16 protein-coding genes are annotated in these 19699 nt (G+C 66.2%); 9 read left to right on the forward strand and 7 right to left on the reverse strand.

What is annotated here, in order from left to right; translation table 11 throughout:
* The first annotated feature begins 235 nt into the window (after positions 1 to 235).
* From PEM_RS12345 to PEM_RS12355, 3 genes are all read left to right on the forward strand, one after another.
* Positions 236 to 1099 (forward strand): pirin family protein, encoded by an 864-nt coding sequence (locus tag PEM_RS12345; RefSeq protein ID WP_111129581.1) that lies wholly within the window; start codon positions 236 to 238, stop codon positions 1097 to 1099.
* 121 nt (positions 1100 to 1220) lie between these two features.
* Entirely contained in the window at positions 1221 to 1940 is a 720-nt protein-coding gene (aqpZ, locus tag PEM_RS12350) for an aquaporin Z (protein WP_032954396.1), read from the forward strand.
* Positions 1941 to 2136: 196 nt separating this feature from the next.
* A complete protein-coding gene (locus tag PEM_RS12355; protein ID WP_032954397.1) occupies positions 2137 to 2595 on the forward strand; it encodes a hypothetical protein in 459 nt (152 codons plus the stop codon).
* A gap of 128 nt (positions 2596 to 2723) precedes the next feature.
* Here PEM_RS12355 and PEM_RS12360 read toward each other — a convergent pair whose 3' ends face one another.
* Positions 2724 to 3575 carry a pirin family protein gene (locus PEM_RS12360; RefSeq protein WP_053499689.1) on the reverse strand — a complete coding sequence of 284 codons (852 nt, stop codon included), beginning with the start codon at positions 3573 to 3575 and terminating at the stop codon, positions 2724 to 2726.
* 215 nt (positions 3576 to 3790) lie between these two features.
* On the opposite strand from PEM_RS12360, the gene PEM_RS12370 reads away from it, so the two are divergent.
* Together PEM_RS12370 and PEM_RS12375 are read left to right on the forward strand one after the other, a co-directional pair.
* Positions 3791 to 5872 (forward strand): carbon starvation CstA family protein, encoded by a 2082-nt coding sequence (locus PEM_RS12370; RefSeq protein WP_005418274.1) that lies wholly within the window; start codon positions 3791 to 3793, stop codon positions 5870 to 5872.
* Positions 5872 to 6096 (forward strand): CstA-like transporter-associated (seleno)protein, encoded by a 225-nt coding sequence (locus PEM_RS12375; RefSeq protein ID WP_005410613.1) that lies wholly within the window; start codon positions 5872 to 5874, stop codon positions 6094 to 6096. The genes PEM_RS12370 and PEM_RS12375 overlap by 1 nt, the downstream gene beginning before the upstream one ends.
* Positions 6097 to 6317: 221 nt before the next feature.
* Here PEM_RS12375 and PEM_RS12380 read toward each other — a convergent pair whose 3' ends face one another.
* The 3 genes from PEM_RS12380 to PEM_RS12390 all read right to left on the reverse strand — a co-directional run bounded on the left by PEM_RS12380 (position 6318) and on the right by PEM_RS12390 (position 9675).
* Positions 6318 to 7568: a DUF819 family protein gene (locus PEM_RS12380; protein WP_005418276.1), complete on the reverse strand. Its 1251-nt coding sequence runs from the start codon at positions 7566 to 7568 to the stop codon at positions 6318 to 6320.
* 120 nt (positions 7569 to 7688) lie between these two features.
* Complete coding sequence (locus tag PEM_RS12385) at positions 7689 to 8975, reverse strand: HAMP domain-containing sensor histidine kinase (RefSeq protein WP_088497636.1); 1287 nt, start codon at positions 8973 to 8975, stop codon at positions 7689 to 7691.
* Positions 8962 to 9675, reverse strand: coding sequence for a response regulator transcription factor (locus PEM_RS12390; protein ID WP_065179475.1), 714 nt, complete (start codon positions 9673 to 9675; stop codon positions 8962 to 8964). Before PEM_RS12390 ends, PEM_RS12385 begins: the two co-directional genes overlap by 14 nt.
* A 130-nt stretch (positions 9676 to 9805) precedes the next feature.
* Here PEM_RS12390 and PEM_RS12395 point away from each other — a divergent pair, with 130 nt between their 5' ends.
* The 4 genes from PEM_RS12395 to PEM_RS12410 all read left to right on the forward strand — a co-directional run bounded on the left by PEM_RS12395 (position 9806) and on the right by PEM_RS12410 (position 16741).
* Positions 9806 to 11509, forward strand: a complete 1704-nt coding sequence (locus tag PEM_RS12395) for a glycosyltransferase family 39 protein (protein ID WP_065179476.1) — start codon at positions 9806 to 9808, stop codon at positions 11507 to 11509.
* Positions 11510 to 11621: 112 nt separating this feature from the next.
* The gene (locus PEM_RS12400) at positions 11622 to 12389 is read left to right on the forward strand and encodes a phosphatase PAP2 family protein (protein ID WP_065179477.1); all 768 of its coding nucleotides are present in this window, start codon (positions 11622 to 11624) and stop codon (positions 12387 to 12389) included.
* Positions 12386 to 14035, forward strand: a complete 1650-nt coding sequence (locus PEM_RS12405) for a phosphoethanolamine--lipid A transferase (protein WP_111129582.1) — start codon at positions 12386 to 12388, stop codon at positions 14033 to 14035. Before PEM_RS12400 ends, PEM_RS12405 begins: the two co-directional genes overlap by 4 nt.
* A 741-nt stretch (positions 14036 to 14776) precedes the next feature.
* Entirely contained in the window at positions 14777 to 16741 is a 1965-nt protein-coding gene (locus PEM_RS12410; protein WP_005418284.1) for a M2 family metallopeptidase, read from the forward strand.
* 103 nt (positions 16742 to 16844) lie between these two features.
* On the opposite strand, the gene PEM_RS12415 is transcribed toward PEM_RS12410, so the two are convergent.
* From PEM_RS12415 to PEM_RS12425, 3 genes are all read right to left on the reverse strand, one after another.
* On the reverse strand, positions 16845 to 17237 hold the full coding sequence (locus PEM_RS12415) for a hypothetical protein (protein ID WP_005418286.1): 393 nt from the start codon (positions 17235 to 17237) through the stop codon (positions 16845 to 16847).
* Between the two features lie 69 nt (positions 17238 to 17306).
* The gene (locus PEM_RS12420; protein ID WP_111128975.1) at positions 17307 to 18203 is read right to left on the reverse strand and encodes a siderophore-interacting protein; all 897 of its coding nucleotides are present in this window, start codon (positions 18201 to 18203) and stop codon (positions 17307 to 17309) included.
* 144 nt (positions 18204 to 18347) lie between these two features.
* A complete protein-coding gene (locus PEM_RS12425; RefSeq protein ID WP_053500685.1) occupies positions 18348 to 19574 on the reverse strand; it encodes a multidrug effflux MFS transporter in 1227 nt (408 codons plus the stop codon).
* Positions 19575 to 19699: the final 125 nt, after the last annotated feature.

Genomic DNA, 19699 nt, shown 5'->3' on the forward strand with positions numbered 1-19699 from the left:
TGGCGCCATGGATGGCGCCATCGAGCCCCCATGGACGGGTTTACGGCGTGTCCTGCGCAACCCACCCGCCCGGCCAAGCGCGGCTTTTGATCTTGCTTCCGCCTTCAGCGACCAACCCCACAGCCACGAGGGGCTGCGCCGTTGGCTGGAACACCCTGTTACCCATACGAGGCATGTCCCCGTCACAGCCGCATGCGATGCTGACCACCTGATCCCTGCCAGCGAGAACGCCCGCATGACCACCATCATCGCCCCGCGCGTGCACGACATCGGCGGCCTCGAAGTCCGCCGCGCCGTCCCCACCCTGCAGGCGCGCAGCATCGGCTCGTTCGTGTTCGTCGACCAGATGGGCCCGGCACTGATGCACCCCGGCACCGCCATCGACGTGCGCCCGCATCCGCATATCGGCCTGGCCACGGTTACCTATCTGTGGTCGGGCGCCATCGGCCACCGCGACACCCTGGGCTCGGATCAGGTCATTCGTCCCGGTGACGTCAACTGGATGACCGCCGGCCGCGGCATCGCCCATTCCGAACGCACGCCACAATCGGACCGCGACCATGACAACCCGATCCACGGCATGCAGACCTGGGTCGCGTTGCCGAAGTCGCATGAGGAAATCGAGCCGGCGTTCTATCACCATGCCGCTGCCACCCTGCCCAAGCAGCGCCGCAAGGGTGCCTGGCTTCGGGTGATCGCTGGCCGCGCCTATGGCGAGGAATCGCCGGTGAAAGTGTTCGCCGATACGCTCAATGTGGCGATCGATCTGGACCCGGACGCGGAAATCGACATCGACGACGGTCACCGCGAGCGCGCGTTGTACATCCTTGAGGGCGACGCGCAGTTGGATGGCGTGGACATTCCCGCACAGCACCTGGTCATCCCCGAAGCCGGCGCACGCGGCCGCCTGCGCGCAAAGACACCGGTGAAGGCGATGCTGTTCGGTGGCGAGCCGCTGGATGGCCCGCGCCACCTGTGGTGGAACTTCGTGTCCAGCTCGAAAGAGCGTATCGAGCAGGCGAAGCACGATTGGGAAGCCGGTCGCTTCGGCACCATCCCCGGCGACGACAAGGAGTTCATCCCGCTGCCGCAGTACTGAGCATCGCGTGTTGCACACATCCGAGGGTGTATTCCTGCACCCGGCGTTGACGCTACAGTCACCCGCTGATCATTGAAATGTGACATAAATCACACTTTCGACCGTCAAAGGAGTGCAACACATGAGCATGGGTAAACGCTTGTCCGCCGAGTTCCTCGGCACGTTCTGGCTGGTTCTGGGTGGCTGTGGCAGTGCAGTGCTGGCCGCCAAGTTCGGTGGTGACGGCAATCCGCTGGGTATCGGCTTCCTCGGCGTGGCGCTCGCCTTCGGCCTGACCGTGGTGACCGGCGCCTATGCGTTCGGCCATATCTCCGGTGCGCACTTCAATCCGGCGGTCAGCGTCGGCCTGTGGGCCGGTGGTCGTTTCCCGACCAAGGACCTGGTGCCGTACATCATCGCCCAGGTTGCGGGTGGCCTGCTGGCCGGCTTCATCCTGCTGCAGATCGCCTCCGGCGCCAGTGGCTTCGCCATCGATGGCAGCCAGGCCGGAGCGTTCGCCAGCAATGGCTATGGCGCGCTGTCGCCCGGTGGTTACAGCGTGGCTGCGGCCTTCCTGTGCGAAGTGGTCCTGACCGCGGTGTTCCTGATCGTGATCATGGGCTCCACCCACGGCAAGGCACCGGCCGGGTTCGCCCCGCTGGCGATCGGCCTGTCGCTGACCCTGATCCACCTGATCAGCATCCCGGTCACCAACACCTCGGTGAACCCGGCCCGCTCCACGGCCGTTGCCTTCTTCGCCGGCAGCGGTGCGGTCAGCCAGTTGTGGCTGTTCTGGGTCGCCCCATTGCTGGGTGGCGCGATTGGCGGCCTGATCTACAAGTGGATCGGCAACGACCGCTGATCCCCGCAGCAACCATTGCGGCCGACCCTCGGCCGCAATGGTTGCGCTTGCAACCGCGAATTGTGCGATTGCTCACGTTCCGTTAAGGTTGAGTTGACCGTCCGTGCACATGCCGGATGGGGGGCGTCCGGGGATGGGATGCCATGGTCGTCGGCTCTGCTGGCGAAGCCAACCAATTCATCACCTTGGGGGATGCATGAAGTTCGTGCCTGTCATGTTGTCGAGCCTGCTTTTCGCTGCGGCCCACGCCGCCGCGCAGGCGCCGTCCGAATGTCCTTCGCTGCCGGCCAGCAGCGGTCTGCAGTGGCAGCAGCAGGTGCAGGCCGATTTCCTGGTCTGCCGCGCCAGCACCCCTGATGGCCGCGAAGTGCTGAGCCTGATGCTCAGCGCGCGTGACCCGTCCATTCCGCTGAACCGCTCGCTGCGGCAGGAAAAAGGCAGCTTCGGCGGTGAATCGCTGTACTGGTACCAGCCCGACCTGGGCGGCCAGCAACCGCCGGGGTATGCCGAACGGCGCATCAGCGTGGTCAAGCTCGACAAGGGGCGTTACGCGCAGATTTCGCTGTATCCGGACAGCGCGCAGGAGCTGGGGTCACTGCAACAGCTGGCGCAGGGCATGAGCCTGACCCCGTCGGCCGTGGCCGCCGGGCGCTGAGGATGACGGGGATGACTGCCTGGCAGCATCCCCGCAGCGCGACCCCATCCAACGGTTGTGCCGGTCGCTGGCCGGCACCCCGATCCGCCTCCATGCGAGGCAGTTGCCGGCCAGCGGCCGGTACTACGTCAGAACTTGCCTTCCTGGAAATCGACGAAGGCCTGCATCAGTTCCTGTCGCGTGTTCATCACGAACGGCCCGTGGCGCATCACCGGTTCGCGCAGCGGACGGCCGGCCACCAGGATCAGGCGCGCGCCTTCATTGCCGGCCGAGATGTGCAACTGCTCGCCACCGCCCAGCACCGCCAGTTCCTGGCGGGCGACGTCGCGCGCGGCGTCCTGCTCACCCACGGTCACGCCACCTTCGAATACGTACGCAAAGGCGTTGTGCCCTTCCGGCAGCGCATAGGTCCAGGCACGGTCGGGCGCCAGCGTGATGTCGAGGTAGAGCGGGTCGGTGGCCGGTTGCACGATCGGGCCGCGGGTGCCATCGACCGTGCCAGCAATAACCTTCACCTCCACGCCCGCTTCCGGGTGCACCACCGGAATCCGCTCAGGCGCGAACTCCTGGTACTTCGGCTCGGTCATCTTCTCCTTCGCTGGCAGATTCACCCACAGCTGGAAACCGCGCATCTGCCCGCTCTCCTGCTCGGGCATCTCCGAGTGCACCAGGCCGCGGCCAGCGGTCATCCACTGCACGCTGCCCGGGGTCAGCAGGCCTTCGTTGCCATGGTTGTCGCGATGCCGCATGCGCCCGTCGAGCATGTAGGTGACGGTCTCGAATCCGCGGTGCGGATGCTCCGGGAAACCGGCGATGTAGTCCTCGGCGCGGTCGGTGCCGAATTCGTCGAGCAGCAGGAACGGATCCAGGTCGGGCAGCGTCGGGCCACCGATGACGCGGGTCAGGCGCACTCCGGCACCGTCGGAGGTGGGCATGCCACGGATGGTCCGCAGCACGCGGACCGGTTCGGGAAAGCTCATGGCGACTCCTGTTGGATGGATGCCACTGAAGATGGACGCCGCACGGCCACACGCCAATGGACGGCGCCGCAACCGATTGTTCCATCCCTGATGTTCGCTGCACGTCAGCACAACAAGCGTACGACCAAAGTACTACCGCCGATTCGTCCTGTGCCAATTGACCCTGTCGAGGGCACGCGGGACTCTTTGACTGTCTTTCCGGGAGAGAGCACCTCATGAAAGGGTTTTCCAAAATAGGCTGGGCGGTCCTCGCCCTGCTCGGCGCCTTCTGTCTGGGCACCGTGGCCCTGCGCCGCGGCGAACACATCAATGCGCTGTGGATCGTCGTCGCCGCGGTGTCGCTGTACCTGGTGGCCTACCGCTTCTACAGCCTGTTCATCGCCAACAAGGTGATGCAGCTGGATCCGACCCGGGCCACGCCGGCGGTGATCAACAACGATGGCCTGGACTACGTGCCGACCAACAAGCACGTATTGTTCGGCCACCACTTCGCCGCCATCGCCGGCGCCGGCCCGCTGGTCGGCCCGGTCCTGGCCGCGCAGATGGGCTACCTGCCTGGACTGCTGTGGCTGGTGGTGGGCGTGGTGCTGGCCGGTGCGGTGCAGGACTTCATGGTGCTGTTCCTGTCCAGCCGTCGCAACGGCCGTTCGCTGGGCGACCTGGTAAGAGAAGAGATGGGCCAGGTACCCGGCACCATTGCGTTGTTCGGTGCGTTCCTGATCATGATCATCATCCTGGCGGTGCTGGCGATGGTGGTGGTCAAGGCGCTGGCCGAAAGCCCGTGGGGCATGTTCACGGTAATCGCGACGATGCCTATCGCCATCCTGATGGGCGTGTACATGCGCTATATCCGCCCCGGCAAGATCGGCGAGATCTCGGTGGTCGGCCTGATCCTGCTGCTGGCCGCGATCTGGTACGGCGGCAAGGTCGCCGCCGACCCGGTGTGGGGCCCGGCGTTCACGTTCACTGGCACCCAGATCACCTGGATGCTGATCGGCTACGGCTTCGTCGCATCGGTGCTGCCGGTGTGGCTGTTGCTGGCCCCGCGCGACTACCTGTCGACCTTCCTCAAGATCGGCACGATCATCGCGCTGGCCGTCGGCATCCTGATCGTGATGCCGGAACTGAAGATGCCGGCGCTGACCCAGTTCGCCGCCAGTGGCGACGGCCCGGTGTGGAAGGGCGGCATGTTCCCGTTCCTGTTCATCACCATCGCCTGCGGTGCGGTCTCTGGTTTCCATGCGCTGATTTCCTCCGGCACCACGCCGAAGCTGCTGGCCAATGAAGCGCACATGCGCTACATCGGCTACGGCGGCATGCTGATGGAATCGTTCGTGGCGGTGATGGCACTGGTGGCCGCATCGATCATCGACCCGGGCATCTACTTCGCGATGAACAGCCCGGCTGCGGTGATCGGTGCCGATGCTGCGTCGGCGGCGCACTACATCACCAACACCTGGGGCTTCACCATCACGCCGGAGCAGCTGACCGCGACCGCGGCGGCGATCGGCGAGCCCACCATCCTGCATCGTGCAGGTGGCGCGCCGACACTGGCGGTGGGCATCGCGCAGATCCTGCACGAAGCAATCCCCAGTGGCAGCGACGCAATGATGGCGTTCTGGTACCACTTCGCGATCCTGTTCGAAGCATTGTTCATCCTGACCGCGGTGGACGCCGGCACCCGTGCTGGACGCTTCATGCTGCAGGACCTGCTGGGCAACTTCGTCCCGGCGCTGAAGAAGACCGAGTCGTGGACCGCCAACATCATCGGTACCGCCGGCTGCGTGGCGCTGTGGGGCTACCTGCTCTACACCGGTGTGGTCGATCCGTTCGGCGGCATCCAGACCCTGTGGCCGTTGTTCGGCATCTCCAACCAGATGCTGGCCGGTATCGCACTGATGCTGGGCACGGTAGTGCTGTTCAAGATGAAGCGCGACCGCTATGCGTGGGTCACTGCGGTACCGGCGGTGTGGCTGCTGATCTGCACCACCTATGCCGGCTTCATCAAGATCTTCGACAGCAACCCGGCGCAGGGTTTCCTGGCACAGGCACACAAGTTCCAGGCCGCGCTCGCCAGCGACACGATCACGGCGCCGGCCAAGTCGGTGGCGCAGATGAAGCAGATCGTGGTCAACGCCTACGTCAATACCGGCCTGACCGCGCTGTTCCTGCTGGTGGTGGGCGCAGTCCTGGTGTATTCGATCAAGACCATCCTGGCGGCACGCCGCAATCCGCAGCGCAGCGACCGCGAGACCCCTTACGTGGCGCTGAAGCCGCATGAAATGGTGGATCTGTGATGAGTACGCAACTGGTTCCCGCCGGCCAGTACCAGGCGCACCGCCGCATCTGGCGGCGCCTGGTGCAGACCGCACGACTGTGCTGTGGCATTCCTGATTACGACAACTACGTCCGGCATATGCTGGAAAAGCATCCGGACCAGGAGCCGATGGACTACAAGACGTTCTTCCGCGAGCGCCAGGAAGCGCGCTACGGCGGACGCAATGGTGGCCGCTGCTGTTGATGCTCAGGTTCGACAGCGCTGCAGCGGCCTTCAGTAGATCCACGCCATGCGTGGATGAAGACCGCCGCTGATCGAATGGTGTCCGGGGTCAGATCCGTTTCCTCCGGGAAACGGATCTGACCCCTTCTTTGAAAAAGGCCGAGCGCGGGCTCGGCCCTACACGGGCAGAGCGGGTTCGCGGCGCACGCCGCGAACCCGCAACAGGATCGTCCGGTCAGAACTCAGGCGCCGGCCATCCACTTCAGGATCAGGCCGGTGACATAAGCCAACCCGGTACCGGTGGCATAGCCCACCGTACCCAGCAGCACCCCCACCGGCGCCAGCGTCGGATGGAAGGCCGCGGCTACCACGGGTGCCGAGGCGGCCGCCCCGATGTTGCCCTGCGAACCTATCGCGAAGAAGAACAGCGGCGCGCGCAGCAGCTTGGCCACCACCCACAGCACCAGCACATGCGTGGCCATCCAGATCGCGCCGAGCAGGAACAGCCACGGCCGATCCAGCAGCGACAGCAGGTTCATCTGCATGCCGATGCAGGCGATCAGGAAGTACAGGAACACCGTGCCCAACCGCGAAGCGCCTGCGGCTTCCAGCCGGCGCGCACGGGTGAAGCTCAGGCCCAGGCCCATCGCCGTGGACAGCAGGATCACCCACACGAACTGGCTGTCCAGGCTGAACTGGCTGGCCCAGCTGACGTTGGCCTTGAACCAGCCCGACAGCGGTGCGGCGATGGCGTGGGCCAGGCCGACGCCACCCAGTGCCACGCCGACGATCACCATCAGGTCGGTCATGCTGGGAATGCGCGCGTTCTGTGCCTCGTAGGCGCTGATGCGTGCCTTCATCTCGTCGATGGCGCGCGTATCGGCCCCGTTGCGGGTGTCGATCTGCTGCGCGCGGTTGGCCAGGAACAGCAGGATCGCCATCCACAGGCTGGCGCAGGCCACGTCGACCACGGCGAACTGGCCGAAGGTGGTGGCGTCGGTGCCGAACACCTCACGCATGGCGACCATGTTGGCACCGCCACCGATCCAGCTGCCGGCCAGTGCGGCCATGCCGGCCCAGGTATCACCGGCCACCGTTTCCGGATGGATCAGCTTCATCAGCTGGAAGGAGACGATCGCACCGAGCATGATGCCAGCGGTACCGGCACAGAACACAAGCAACAGCTTCGGCCCCAGCTTGATCACGCCCTTGAGGTCGATCGACAGCGTCAGCAGGACCAGCGCGGCCGGCAGCAGCACGTCACGCGCGACCGGGTTGTACAGCGAGGTGTTGTGGCCATCGATGACACCGGCGGTGTTGTAGATGGCGGGGATGAAGTAGCACAGCAGCAGTGCCGGCACCCAGGCGAAGATCTTCTTCAACAGCGGGGTCGGACCACTGGCGGCCCAGAAGATCAGGGCCAGGGTGGCGGCAATCAGGCCCAGTCCAACGATATCGTTGCTGATCAGGGCAGTAGCGGGTTCGGTCGGCATGGGATCCTCTGTCGATCGAAAGAGCGGGAAAAAAAAGCGCCGCATGAAGCGGCGCAGGTCGAGATTAACATTGTCTTCACGTCGGGTCATGCCGCAGCGCGGAGCAGGTCGGCCGTCCGATCAAGCGGGGCGCGAAGCGCCGAAGTCCAGGGTGACACGCGTCCCGCGCGGTTGGCGGGGCTGCAACTGCAGCGTCCAGCCCAGGTGCTCGCACAGCCGCGCGATCAGGTCCAGGCCGATGCCACTGCCTCGATCGGCACGCTCGCCGCGGGCCATGCGCGCGTGGATCGCCGCGATCTCCTCCGGGCTCATCCCATGCCCGGGGTCCTGCAGGGTCAGTACCGCCGACGAACTCAGCTGCAGCTCGATATGGCCGCGGCCGCTGTTTTCGATGGCATTGCGCAGCAGGTTGCCGATCGCCGCCTGCACCACCGCCAGCGGCGCGACGATATCCACCGGCGCAGCCTGGATGCCGATGCTCAGGTCCTTGTCGCCGAGCAGGTGGCGATGGTCGTCGACGATCTCCGGCAGCAGCTGGTCCAGTGCGATGCGCTCGGCACGCGCGGCCAGGCGCGCAGGATCACGCGCCAGCACCAGCAGCAGCTCGATCAGCTGCTCCACGCTCTGTGCCGTGCGCAGGACCCGCTGCATCTGTTGGCGGGCACGTTCGGGCAGGCCCGGTTGCTCCAGCGCCAGCTCGGCTGCACCGGTCATCACTGCGATCGGCGTGCGCAGTTCGTGGCTGGCGGTACTGATGAAGACCCGCTCACGCTCGACGAACTGCTCGTTGCGGTCCAGGTAGTCGTTCAGCGCATCGGCGATGGTGTGCAGCTCGGAACTGCCGCGCGGGTCGACCTCGATGCGCTGGCCCTGAACGCCCGGCCGCAATGCGCCGATGTGCTGGGCCAGCAGGCTCAACGGGCGCACCATGCGTTCCATACCGAAGGACGCCATCAGCACGGTGACGAAGATCATGATCACCCCGGCCAGCATCACCCAGCGCGTGGCGAACTGCTCCAGGTCATGGAAGTCGGAGATGTCCAGCGCCAGCGCGACACGTCCCATCGACCGGGTCTCGCGCACCATCACCGCCGTCTCCCGGCCTTTGATCATCACGCCGTCGTGAAGGCCCGGATGCAGCGTACGCAGGCTGTCAGGCAGGTTGACTGCATCGAAGCGGTACAGGCTGAGCGTGTCCGAATCCTGCCAGCGATAGTGCGGCTCATGCTCGACGTGCTCGACGATGCTGTCCAGTTCGGAATTGAGCAGCGCGCGCCAGGCGGCATGTTCGGCGTGTTCGTGCACGTAGTTGCCGACGCTGAACACGGCGATCGACAGCAGGGCCAGGTAGCCCAGCAACCACCACACCACGCGCCGGTACAGCGGGCCCGGCCTACGCGCCTTCATCATCATCCTTGCCTGCACCGGCGGCCGCGGTCACCGCAAGGCGGTAACCAACCCGCGGCAGGGTGTGGATCAGCTTGTCGGCAAACGGACCGTCGACGCTGCGGCGCAGCTCGTAGACATGCGAGCGCAGCAGGTCACCATCCGGTGGCTCATCGCCCCACAGGGCGAACTCCAGCTGTTGGCGGGTGACCGCACCGGGGCTGGCACGCATCAGCACCTCCAGCAGCTTGCGGCAGGCCGGGTACAGGTGGAGTACCTGCCCCCCCCGCTGGGCTTCGAGGGTCGCCAGGTCCAGCACCAGGTCGCCCACCTGCAGGCGCTTGCGCGGGTTTCGGCCCTGCGAACGCAGCAGCAGCGCCTCCAGCCGAACTTCCAGCTCGGGCAGGGCGAACGGCTTGGTCAGGTAGTCGTCGGCACCTGCGCGGAATCCGGTGATCTTGTCCGGCAGCTCGTCGCGCGCGGTCAGCATGATCACCGGCACCTCCGAAGCGTGCTCGGCGCGCAGGCGACGCAGCACCTCCGGCCCCTCCATGCGTGGCAGCATCCAGTCCAGGATCACCGCGTCGTAGGGGTGGCTGCCGGCCAGGTGCAGGCCGGTGATGCCGTCCGGGGCCACGTCGAGCACATGCCCGCGCGACTCGAAGTAGTCGAACAGGTTGGCCACCAGCTGGCGGTTGTCCTCGATCACCAACAGACGCATGCACGAAACATCCACGGAAGTTCGTACCATGGTAGCGCTGCGCATGTCGGAATGCGGTCGTCCCGGCCTCCTCTGACGCTTTTCCAACCCCCGCCACCTCAAAATGGCCGTTTTGCTCCCGGAGCCTGCCGTGCCCGTAGCCCTGCCCCGCCGTTGGCGCCTGCCCCTGTTGTGGCTGTTGATCGTTGCTGCGCTGGCAGCGGGGATCGGCCTTCGGCAGCCGCAGCCACCGGACGAGCCGCGCTTCGTGCTGGCGGCCCGCACCATGGTCGAAAGCGGGCAATGGCTGCTGCCGCACCGGGGCGTGGAGCTGTATGCGGAGAAGCCGCCGGTCTTCATGTGGCTGCAGGCGGCGGCCTACGAGATCGTCGGCAGCTGGCAGTGGTCGTTCCTGCTGCCGTCGCTGCTGGGCGCCCTGCTCAGCCTGTGGTTGGTGTCGGATCTGGCACGCCGACTGTGGTCACCGCGGCATTCCCTGTACGCCCTGGCGGCGCTGTTCTGCACCCTGCAGTTTGGCCTGATGGCCAAGCGCGCGCAGATCGACATGGTGCTGGTCGGCATGACCACGGTGGCCCTGTGGGGCTTGATGCGCCACCTGTGCGAACGCCGCAACCTGGCTGCCTTGTGGCTGGCGGGGTTCGCCGCTGGCCTCGGCACGGTGACCAAAGGCGTGGGTTTCCTGCCGCTGCTGATGGTCCTGCCGTGGTTCGGCTGGTGGCTGTACCAGCGTCGCCGCGGTCGCAGCGTGGACGGCCCCCACCCGGCAACGCTGCTGTGGCTGATCCCGGCCTTCCTGCTGGGCGTGTCGGTGTGGCTTGCCCCGCTGGGCTGGGCGCTGCTGCACACGCCCAGCGCCGAACTGCAGGCCTACGCGCATGAACTGTTGTTCAAGCAGACCGGTACCCGCTATGCCAACGCCTGGCACCATCGCCAACCGGCCTGGTACTACCTGCAGGTGATCCTGACCCTATGGCTGCCGGGCAGCCTGCTGCTGCCGCTGCTGTTCAAGCCGTGGTGGCGCCGCATCCGCCGGGGCGACCGCCGGCAGTGGCTGCTGCTGGGCTGGGCGCTGCTGGTGCTGGTGTTCTTCAGCGCCAGCCCGGGCAAGCGCGAGGTCTATGTGCTGCCGATGCTGCCTGCGATGGCACTGGCGGGTGCGCCGTTGTTGCCCGGCTTGCTGCGCCGGCTGTGCGTGCGCCGCTATCTGTTCGGCTACAGCGTGGTGCTGATGCTGGCCACCGGCGTGCTCGGCGTGATGCTGATGACCGAGCACCCGTGGGCCTTGGCGCAACTGGAGCGCCGGGCCATGCCCGATGCGCTGCTGCCGGTGCTGGGTGATGGCCTGCTGACCTTCGCCATCGCGCTGGCCACGCTGGTCGTCTGGTTGCGGGTGCGCCGCGCCACGACACTGGTGCTGTTGACCCACGGCATGCTGTGGATGCTCTACGGCCTGGTGCTGATTCCGGCACTGGATCCCTACGCATCGGCATCGGCGCTGATGCGCCGCGTCGGCGCACGGATCGGTCCGGACGCCGAACTGGCGCTGGTCGCCTGGCGCGAGCAGAACCTGCTGCAGGCTGACCGCCCGGTACGCGAGTTCGGCTTCAAGCGGCCCTGGGCCGAGCAGTGGCACGACGCCGGCCCGTGGGTGGCCGAGGCGCCGGACAAGCGCTGGCTGCTGGTGCTGGACGAGGCGATGAGCCCCTGCGTGGATCCGGCCAAGGTGATCGATATCGGTGTTGCCAACAGGAATCGTTGGCAACTGCTTCCCGGTACGGCCTGGGATCCGCAATGCCACGCCGAACGGGCCGGCTCGACCGCCGAAGAAGACTGAACGTTGACTCGTGCCGGGCAAGCATTAACCCGGCGCGAACGAGCGTCCGACCCTTCTCCGACATGCAGGTGACGAGCATGACTGCGGATTCCCGAACCCGCCTTCCCTCAGCATGCCCGTTCGTCCCCTTGATTCGATCGCGCCGCTTGCGACATCGCCACTGGCGTCAAGATTCGCCGTAACTCACTTTTGGCTGCCTGTCGCAATCGGTCTGCCCGTGTTTGCGCTGCTGATGGGGTTCGGCGGCGACCAGTGGGTGGCCGACCACCTGTTCCGTCTTGAGGGCGGCCATTGGGCATTGCAGGACGCCTGGATCACCCGCAGCGTCGTGCACAAGGCCGGTAAATGGTTGAGCACTGCGGCGGCGCTGGTCGTGCTCCTGCTGTGCTTCCATCACTGGCGTAAAGGACGCGATCACACCCTGCGGTGGGCGCTGCTTTATGTCGTACTTGCCCTGGCGCTGGGCACCGGCGTGATCTCCCTGCTGAAGTCGCTGGTGCCGATGGAATGCCCGTGGGATCTGCTCCGCTACGGTGGCCACCAGCCTTTCATCGGGCTTTTCACGGCGCGCCCCGCAGGCATGGCCGCGCAGGCCTGCTTCCCGGCGGGCCACGCCAGCGCGGGTTATGCATGGTTGTCCCTTTACTTTTTTGCCCTGCTGTGGCGCCCTTCATGGCGCTGGGCCGGGTTGTGGATCGGTCTTGGCACCGGTCTGGTGTTCGGCATCAGCCAGCAGCTGCGCGGCGCGCACTTCCTCTCGCATGACGTCGCCACCGCATTGATCTGCTGGCTGCTTTCGCTCGGCCTGTATCTGATCGTCAAACGCGTCCTGACACGCCGTCAGCGGGACCGTCCCAACCGCCAGGAGGCAAACGCATGAGTGCATCGGTCCAATGGCCCGCCCGCCTCCCCGCCCTTGCGGGTCTGCGCCACTGGCGGCCGCAGCTGTCCACCGAAGCGCTGATCGCGCTGACCAGCCTGTTCTTCGCGGTAGCCGGGAATGGCCTGTTCTGGCACAGCGCGATGGCCAGCCATCCAGGCAGCCTGCGCTACGCGCTTTCGCTGCTGCTGTTGCTGCTGGGCGCTCACGGCGTGCTGCTGGGCATCCTGGTCTGGCGCTGGAACGCCAAGGTGGTGATCAGCCTGTTGCTGCTGGTGACCGCATTCGCCGCGCACTACATGAGCCGCTACCACATCTACCTGGATGCGGACATGCTGCGCAACGTGCTGGCGACCGACCCCAAGGAAAGCCGCGAGCTGATGACCGTGTCGCTGCTGTGGCCGGTACTGCTGCTGGCGGTGTTGCCGATGGCGGTGTTGTGGCGCGTGCAGCTGCGTCGCCGCAGCTGGGGCCGCAGCCTGCTGTGGCGACTGGGGTTCCTGGCGGTGGCCGCGGTGACCGCCGTCGGCGGCGCGTTGATCTCGTTCCAGGATGTTTCGGCACTGATGCGCAACCAGCGCGAAGTGCGTTACCTCGCCACCCCGGCCAACGTGCTGCTGGGCATGCCGCGTGCGCTGCGTGGCGACAACCCGGTGCAGCGCGCACCGAAGCTGCCGATCGGCACCGACGCCAAGGCCACGCCACGCGCCCCGGCCAGCAAGCCGCGCCTGCTGGTGATCGTCATGGGCGAGACCGTGCGTGCGCAGAACTGGGGCCTCAACGGTGGCCGCAACACCACTCCGGAACTGGCACAGGCCAGCGTGATCAATTTTCCGGACATGCACTCATGCGGCACCAGCACGGAGGTCTCGCTGCCGTGCCTGTTCTCGCCGTGGGGCCGCCACGACTACGACGAGAAGAAGATCCGTGCGCACCAGTCGCTGCTGCACGTACTGAATCGCGCCGGCATCGCGCCGCTGTGGCGTGACAACCAGTCCGGCTGCAAGGGCGTGTGCGAGGGCCTGGACTTCCAGTCATTGTCCGACGCCACCACATCCGGCCTGTGCGCCGATGGCCGCTGCATGGACGAGATCCTGCTGCAGGACCTGGCCACCCAAGTGCGGGCCAAGCCCGGCGACCGGGTCGTGGTGCTGCACCAGCTGGGCAACCACGGCCCGGCCTATTTCGAGCGCTATCCGCCCGCGTTCCGCCGCTTCACCCCGACCTGCGACACCCGTGACATCGGCCGCTGCTCGCGCGAAGAGATCACCAACAGCTATGACAACGCGGTGCTGTACACCGATCATTTCCTGAGCAAGACCATTGGTACCCTGCAGGGCATGCAGGATTACGACACGGCGATGATCTACCTGTCCGACCATGGTGAATCGCTGGGCGAGAAGGGCCTGTTCCTGCATGGCGTGCCGTATGCGATCGCACCGGCCGAGCAGACCCGCGTACCGATGACGATGTGGTTCTCGCCGGGCTTCGCCAGCAGCCGTGGGTTGGATCTGCAGTGCGTGCGCAAGCGTTCGGCGGCGTATACCGACCACGACAACCTGTTCCCGTCGGTGCTGGGCCTGATGCAGGTGAAGACGGCGCTGTACGAGCGCGACCGCGACGTGTTCGCCAACTGCGAAGGTTGAGGGTTGTTCGGCAGGGCTTGCAGCCCTGCACCTGCAGGGGCAACGGCAACGGCCGAAGCAACAGCAGAAGCGGGTTTCCTGAGGGGTGGCGGGGTGGATCCGGTTGCGGGGGACTGATCTGGCCCCCCGTCAGCGGACACCAAGAAGCGATACTTTGATCGCACTTGGAGGTCCCTTATGTCCCGTATCACCCGTCCGGGCTGCCGCCTGAAACGGCTTCATGGCGTCCGTTTTCAGGGGGCCAGATCAGACGCTGCAAGTACGTCCATGTAAGCTCGGTCGCCGCATCCATGCGGCTCACGCCCCCGCAACCGGACCCACCCCGCCTTCGACAGTTTTTCGCGATCTGATGGAATGACCTTGGGGTCAGATCCGTTTTCCGGAGGAAAACGGATCTGACCCCATTCTGATTGTCGATACCTGACAGATGTGTTGACCAAGGTCGACACCTACCAACAGCCGCCACGATCTGTCAGACATGGGGCGGTGTGGGCTTGCAGGACCGTTGGCGCCATGGATGGCGCCATCGAGCCCCCATGGATGGGTTTACGGCGTGTCCTGCAAGCCCACACCGCCGCGCCATCCCACGGATACCCCGCTGTTGCGGTTGCTTCGGCGGTTGCTGTTGCTTGTGCTCTGGCCTCTGCGGGTGCCGGGCGCCGCCCGGCCGACTTCCGCCACTTGCGGTGGCAGCGACGGCCCACTAGCCTTCGGCCGTCGTTCACCACCCAAGGACCGCCCGTGAAACACCGTCATCTCCTGCTGGCCTCGGCAATCGCCGCCGCCACGCTGGCCCTGGCCGCCTGCAAGAAGGAAGCTGCCCCAGGCACCGATACCGCCAGCAGCAGCGCTCCGGCCGGTGAAACCGCCGACCAGTTCGTGGCCCGCATCAATGCCGAATTCAAGGCCGCTTACCCGGAGATGACCTCGGCGCAGTGGCTGTCCTCCACCTACATCAACGGTGATTCGGAACGCATTGCGGCCAAAGCCAACGAGCGTTCGCTCACCCAGCTCAACAGCTGGATCGAACAGGCCGCCAAGTTCGACGGCAAGCCGATGAGCGAGGACAGCAAGCGCGCGATCCACCTGCTGAAGCTGATGTCGTCAATGCCGGCGCCGCGCGACCCGGCCAAGCTGGCCGAGCTGACCCAGATCGCCACCCGCATGGAAGGCAGCTACGGTGCCGGCAAGTACTGCACCGATGCCAATGATCCGAACTCCTGCCGCCAGCTGGGCGAGCTGGAACAGGTGCTGGCGCGCAGCCGCGACTACGACAAGCAGCTCGACGCCTGGCAGGGCTGGCACAGCACCACCAAGAGCATGCGCGGCGACTACCAGAAGTTCGTCGGCCTGGTGAACGAGGGCGCCAAGGGCATGGGCTTTACCGATGCCGGCCAGATGTGGCGCAGCGGCTATGACATGCCGCCCGAACAGATCGGCCCGGAAACCGACCGCCTCTGGGAACAGGTCAAGCCGATGTACGAGCAGCTGCACTGCTACGCACGCGGCAAGCTGGACAAGACCTACGGCAAGGACAAGGCCGAAGTGGGCAACGGCCTGATCGCCGCGCACCTGCTGGGCAACATGTGGCAGCAGGACTGGTCGAACCTGTGGGACCAGCTGGAACCGTACCCGGGTGCCGGCAGCCTGGACATCACCGCTGCACTGGAAAAGCAGTACCAGACCAACCTGAGCGCGGCGCTGGCCAAGGCCGGCAAGGACGCCAACGTAGCGGCCCAGTACAAGGCGCAGCGCGAAGCCGAACTGCGTACCGCCAAGCAGATGACTGAACGCGCACAGGACTTCTATGTGTCGCTGGGCATGCCGTCGCTGCCGCAGTCGTACTGGGAACGCACCCAGTTCATCAAGCCCGACGACCGCGATGTGGTCTGCCACGCCAGCGCCTGGGACATGAACATGGAAGGCGATGTGCGCACCAAGATGTGCATCAAGCCGAACGAAGAGAACTTCACCACCATCTACCACGAGCTGGGCCACATCTATTACGACCTGGCCTACAACCCGCTGCCGCCGCTGTTCCAGGGCGGTGCCAACGATGGCTTCCATGAGGCGATCGGCGACACCATCGTGCTGGCGATGACGCCCAAGTACCTCAGCTCGATCGGCCTGGTCGATGCACCGACCGAGAGCCGCGAAGCGGTCATCAACAACCAGATGCGCATGGCGCTGTCGGGCGTGTCGTTCCTGCCGTTCGGGCTGATGATCGACCGCTGGCGCTGGGGCGTGTTCGATGGTTCGATCACCGCCGACAACTACAACAAGGCGTGGTGGGACCTGAAGGCCAAGTACCAGGGCGTGGCCCCGGCCAGCACCCGTGGCGAGGAATTCTTCGATCCGGGCGCGAAGTACCACGTGCCGGGCAACACCCCGTACACCCGCTACTTCCTGGCCCGCATCCTGCAGTTCCAGTTCTACAAGGGCCTGTGCGATGCGGCCGGCTACAAGGGCCCGCTGCACGAGTGCACCTTCTACGGCAACAAGGAAGCCGGCCAGAAATACTGGGCGATGCTGAGCAAGGGTGCCAGCCAGCCGTGGCAGGCCACGCTGAAGGAGCTGACCGGCACCGACAAGCTCGATGCCGGCCCGATGATCGAGTACTTCACTCCGGTCAACGAGTGGCTGAAGCAGCAGAACGAAGGCCAGATGTGTGGCTGGCAGGCCAACGCCGCCCCGGCGGCGAAATGAGAAAAGGGGCGGGTCCGCAAGGATCCGCCCCCTTCTGTAGCGCCGGCCGCTGGCCGGCAGCTACGCGATGAAGACCAAGCGGCCGGCTTTTCCGGAATGCCTGTCAGCTGTCCTTCTTCGCCGCCATCGCCGCGGCCAGTTCCGCCTTGAATTCCTCGAAGGTCTGGCCCTTCTCTTTCGCTTCGGCGTGCGCGGCGTCGCGCAGCGCATCGGAGTACATCAGGCGCACCGGCGTGCCGTTGCGCTCGTGCAGTTCACCGGCCTGCATGATCAGCGCCAGTACCTGTGCGGCGGAGTCACTGTGGCCGGCGATACGGCCGTCCATGCCCAGCACCCATTCGCCGTCGCGGCGCACGACACCGGCCAGCAGGGTGCGCTGCGCGTCGCGCAGTTCGGCATGCGGCTCCACCGGCGAAGCCTGGGCAGCGGCCTTGTTGGCGGCCTGCTTTTCCTGGCGACGGCGCTGGTCGCGGCGGGTCTTGGAGCTGGTGGACATGGTGCAATACCGCTGCGAGGGGGGGCGCAAGGATAGCGCACCCCACCCGCCACGCCGCTTCACAGCCCCTCAATCCAGCACTTTGCCGTGCCGCCAGTAGCCCATGAAGGTGATCGCGCGGCGGTCCAGCCCGCAGTCGCGGACCAGATGGCGACGGATCGCCATCACCGCCCCCGCCTCGCCTGCCACCCAGGCATACAGCGGCCCGGCCACGCTGGCATCGGCCTGTTCCCAGAGGATCTGCGCGTCAACGTCGATCTCTTCCAGTTCGTCGCCAGCGGCCACGCTCGAGGCGGCTGCCAGCCGCGCCTGCACCGCCTGCAACAGCGGCGCCCCGTACGCCGCGCGCCCGCGCGGCAGCCAGACCAGTTCGGCGGTAGCCGGTGCCTTCAGCGGCACCGCGTCGCCGGCCTGCGCCACTTCCAGCAAGGCCAGCGTACGCGGAGGATCCACCATGGCCGCCAGTTCCTCAAGAATGCCAGCCACCGCCGGTAACGCGGTTTCATCGGCCACCAGCAGCACCTGGCCGACGCCGGCCGGCGGCCTCCATTCCCAACCTTCGCTGCTGTCGGCGCAGTCGGCATCGGGAGCCAGCAACACCACACGGTCGCCGGGGCGTGCATGGATGGCCCAGCGTGAGGCCGGCCCGGTCTCGCCATGCAGCACGAAATCAACATCGACCTCGCCCAGCTCTGCACGCAGCTGGCGGATGGTGTAGGTGCGCATCGGCGGGCGCTGATCGTCCGGCAGCGCCCGGTAGCGCGGATACCAGTCCGCGCCGCAGGGCACCTGCGGCAGGTCCTGGCCAGGCAAGGGGAAGAACACCTTGATGCGCTGGTCCGGGCCTTCGGTCTTCATCCGCGCCACGTCGGCGCCGGTGAACACCATGCGATCCAGGGAAGGGGAAAGAACGCGGCGCTCCTTCAGCGCCACCTCGAACAGGCGATAGGTCTGCTGCGCAGCCATTTGGGGGAAACCTCATGCAACGACATCGGATCGGCTGGCTGTCGTGCATCCACGCACCGGCTGGCTGGAGTGCCCAGCCTAGTCCGGCCGTTCCCTGCCGCAAGTGTTTCGGGCGTCGTGGCCCGCCCTACCCCTGCGCGCTGCTCAGTGACCCGTGCAGGCTGCCTGCGCCGCACGCTCGCGCTGGTGTTCCCAGTACCAGAACACGAAACCGGCGCCGAAGAACGCCGCCTGGCCCAGTGCCAGGTGCAGCGGGCTACCGCTCAGCAGTGGTGACACCACGCCGGCCACCACGGTGCTGATCATCAGCTGCACAAAGGCCTGCAGCGACGAGGCCAGGCCGCGCTGATGCGGGTACATGTCCAGTACCGCCAGCGCCAGGATCGGGAAGATCAGCGCCATGCCCATGCCCCCCAGGAAGATCGGCAGTACCGCCCATGGCAGTACGAACTGTGGCGACAGCACCACGTAGCCAACGTTCAACAGCACCGACAATGCGCACAGGCCGAAACCAATGGAGACTTGGCGGGTGGGCGTGGTGTGCCCGGCCATGCGCCCGGACAGGAATGAGCCAGTGGTCATGCCGCCGATGGTCGGGATGAACAACCAGGCAAACCCGCCCTCGCCCAGGTGCAGGTGCTGCATCACGAACACCGGCGCCGAGGAGATGTACAGGAAGATTCCACCAAAGCCGATGCTGCCGGCCAGCGCCAGGCGCAGGAAGCGTGGATTGAAACCGATGCGCACGTAATCACGCATCAACGCGCGCGGTGACAACGGCACGCGCGCTTCGACCGGATGGGTCTCGGGCAGGTAGCGTGCAGTGGCCGCCAGCAGGACCAGCCCGAACACCACCAGGAACCAGAAGATCAGCGGCCATCCCGCGCCACTGAGCAGGATCCAGCCACCGATGATCGGCGCGATGGCCGGGGCGATGCCGAACAGCATGGACACCTGGCTCATCAGCCGCTGCGCGTCATGGCCGTGGTACAGGTCGCGGATCACCGCGCGGCCGACGATCATGCCGACACCCGCCGACAGGCCCTGCAGGGCGCGGAAGGCCAGCAGTGTGGTCAGGTCGGTGGACAGTGCGCAGCCCACCGAGGCGCCGACGAACACCACCAGTCCACCGAGGATCACCCGCTTGCGGCCCCAGGCGTCGGACAGCGGGCCGTGCGCCAGGCTCATCAGGCCGTAGAACAGCAGGTACACGCTGATGGTCTGCTGCACCGCCACCTCGTCCACCGCCAGGCGCCGGGCCAGCTGCGGGAAGGCCGGGAAGATGGTGTCGATCGAGAACGGGCCGAACATGGCCAGGCCGGCAAGCAGCAGGGCCATGCGGCGGGTGGAGGGAGCAACAGCGGCGGTCATGGGAAGGGCGTCCGGCAGGGCCATGCGTGGCACGCACGGCGGGCGCCGGTCCCTGTCTGCAGGGAGGGCGCCAGATGAATTCGGGTATCTGGCCATCATAGGTGGGGATTGCGCCTGATGCCATG

The organism is Stenotrophomonas sp. Pemsol (assembly GCF_003586545.1).
Classification (GTDB): domain Bacteria; phylum Pseudomonadota; class Gammaproteobacteria; order Xanthomonadales; family Xanthomonadaceae; genus Stenotrophomonas; species Stenotrophomonas sepilia.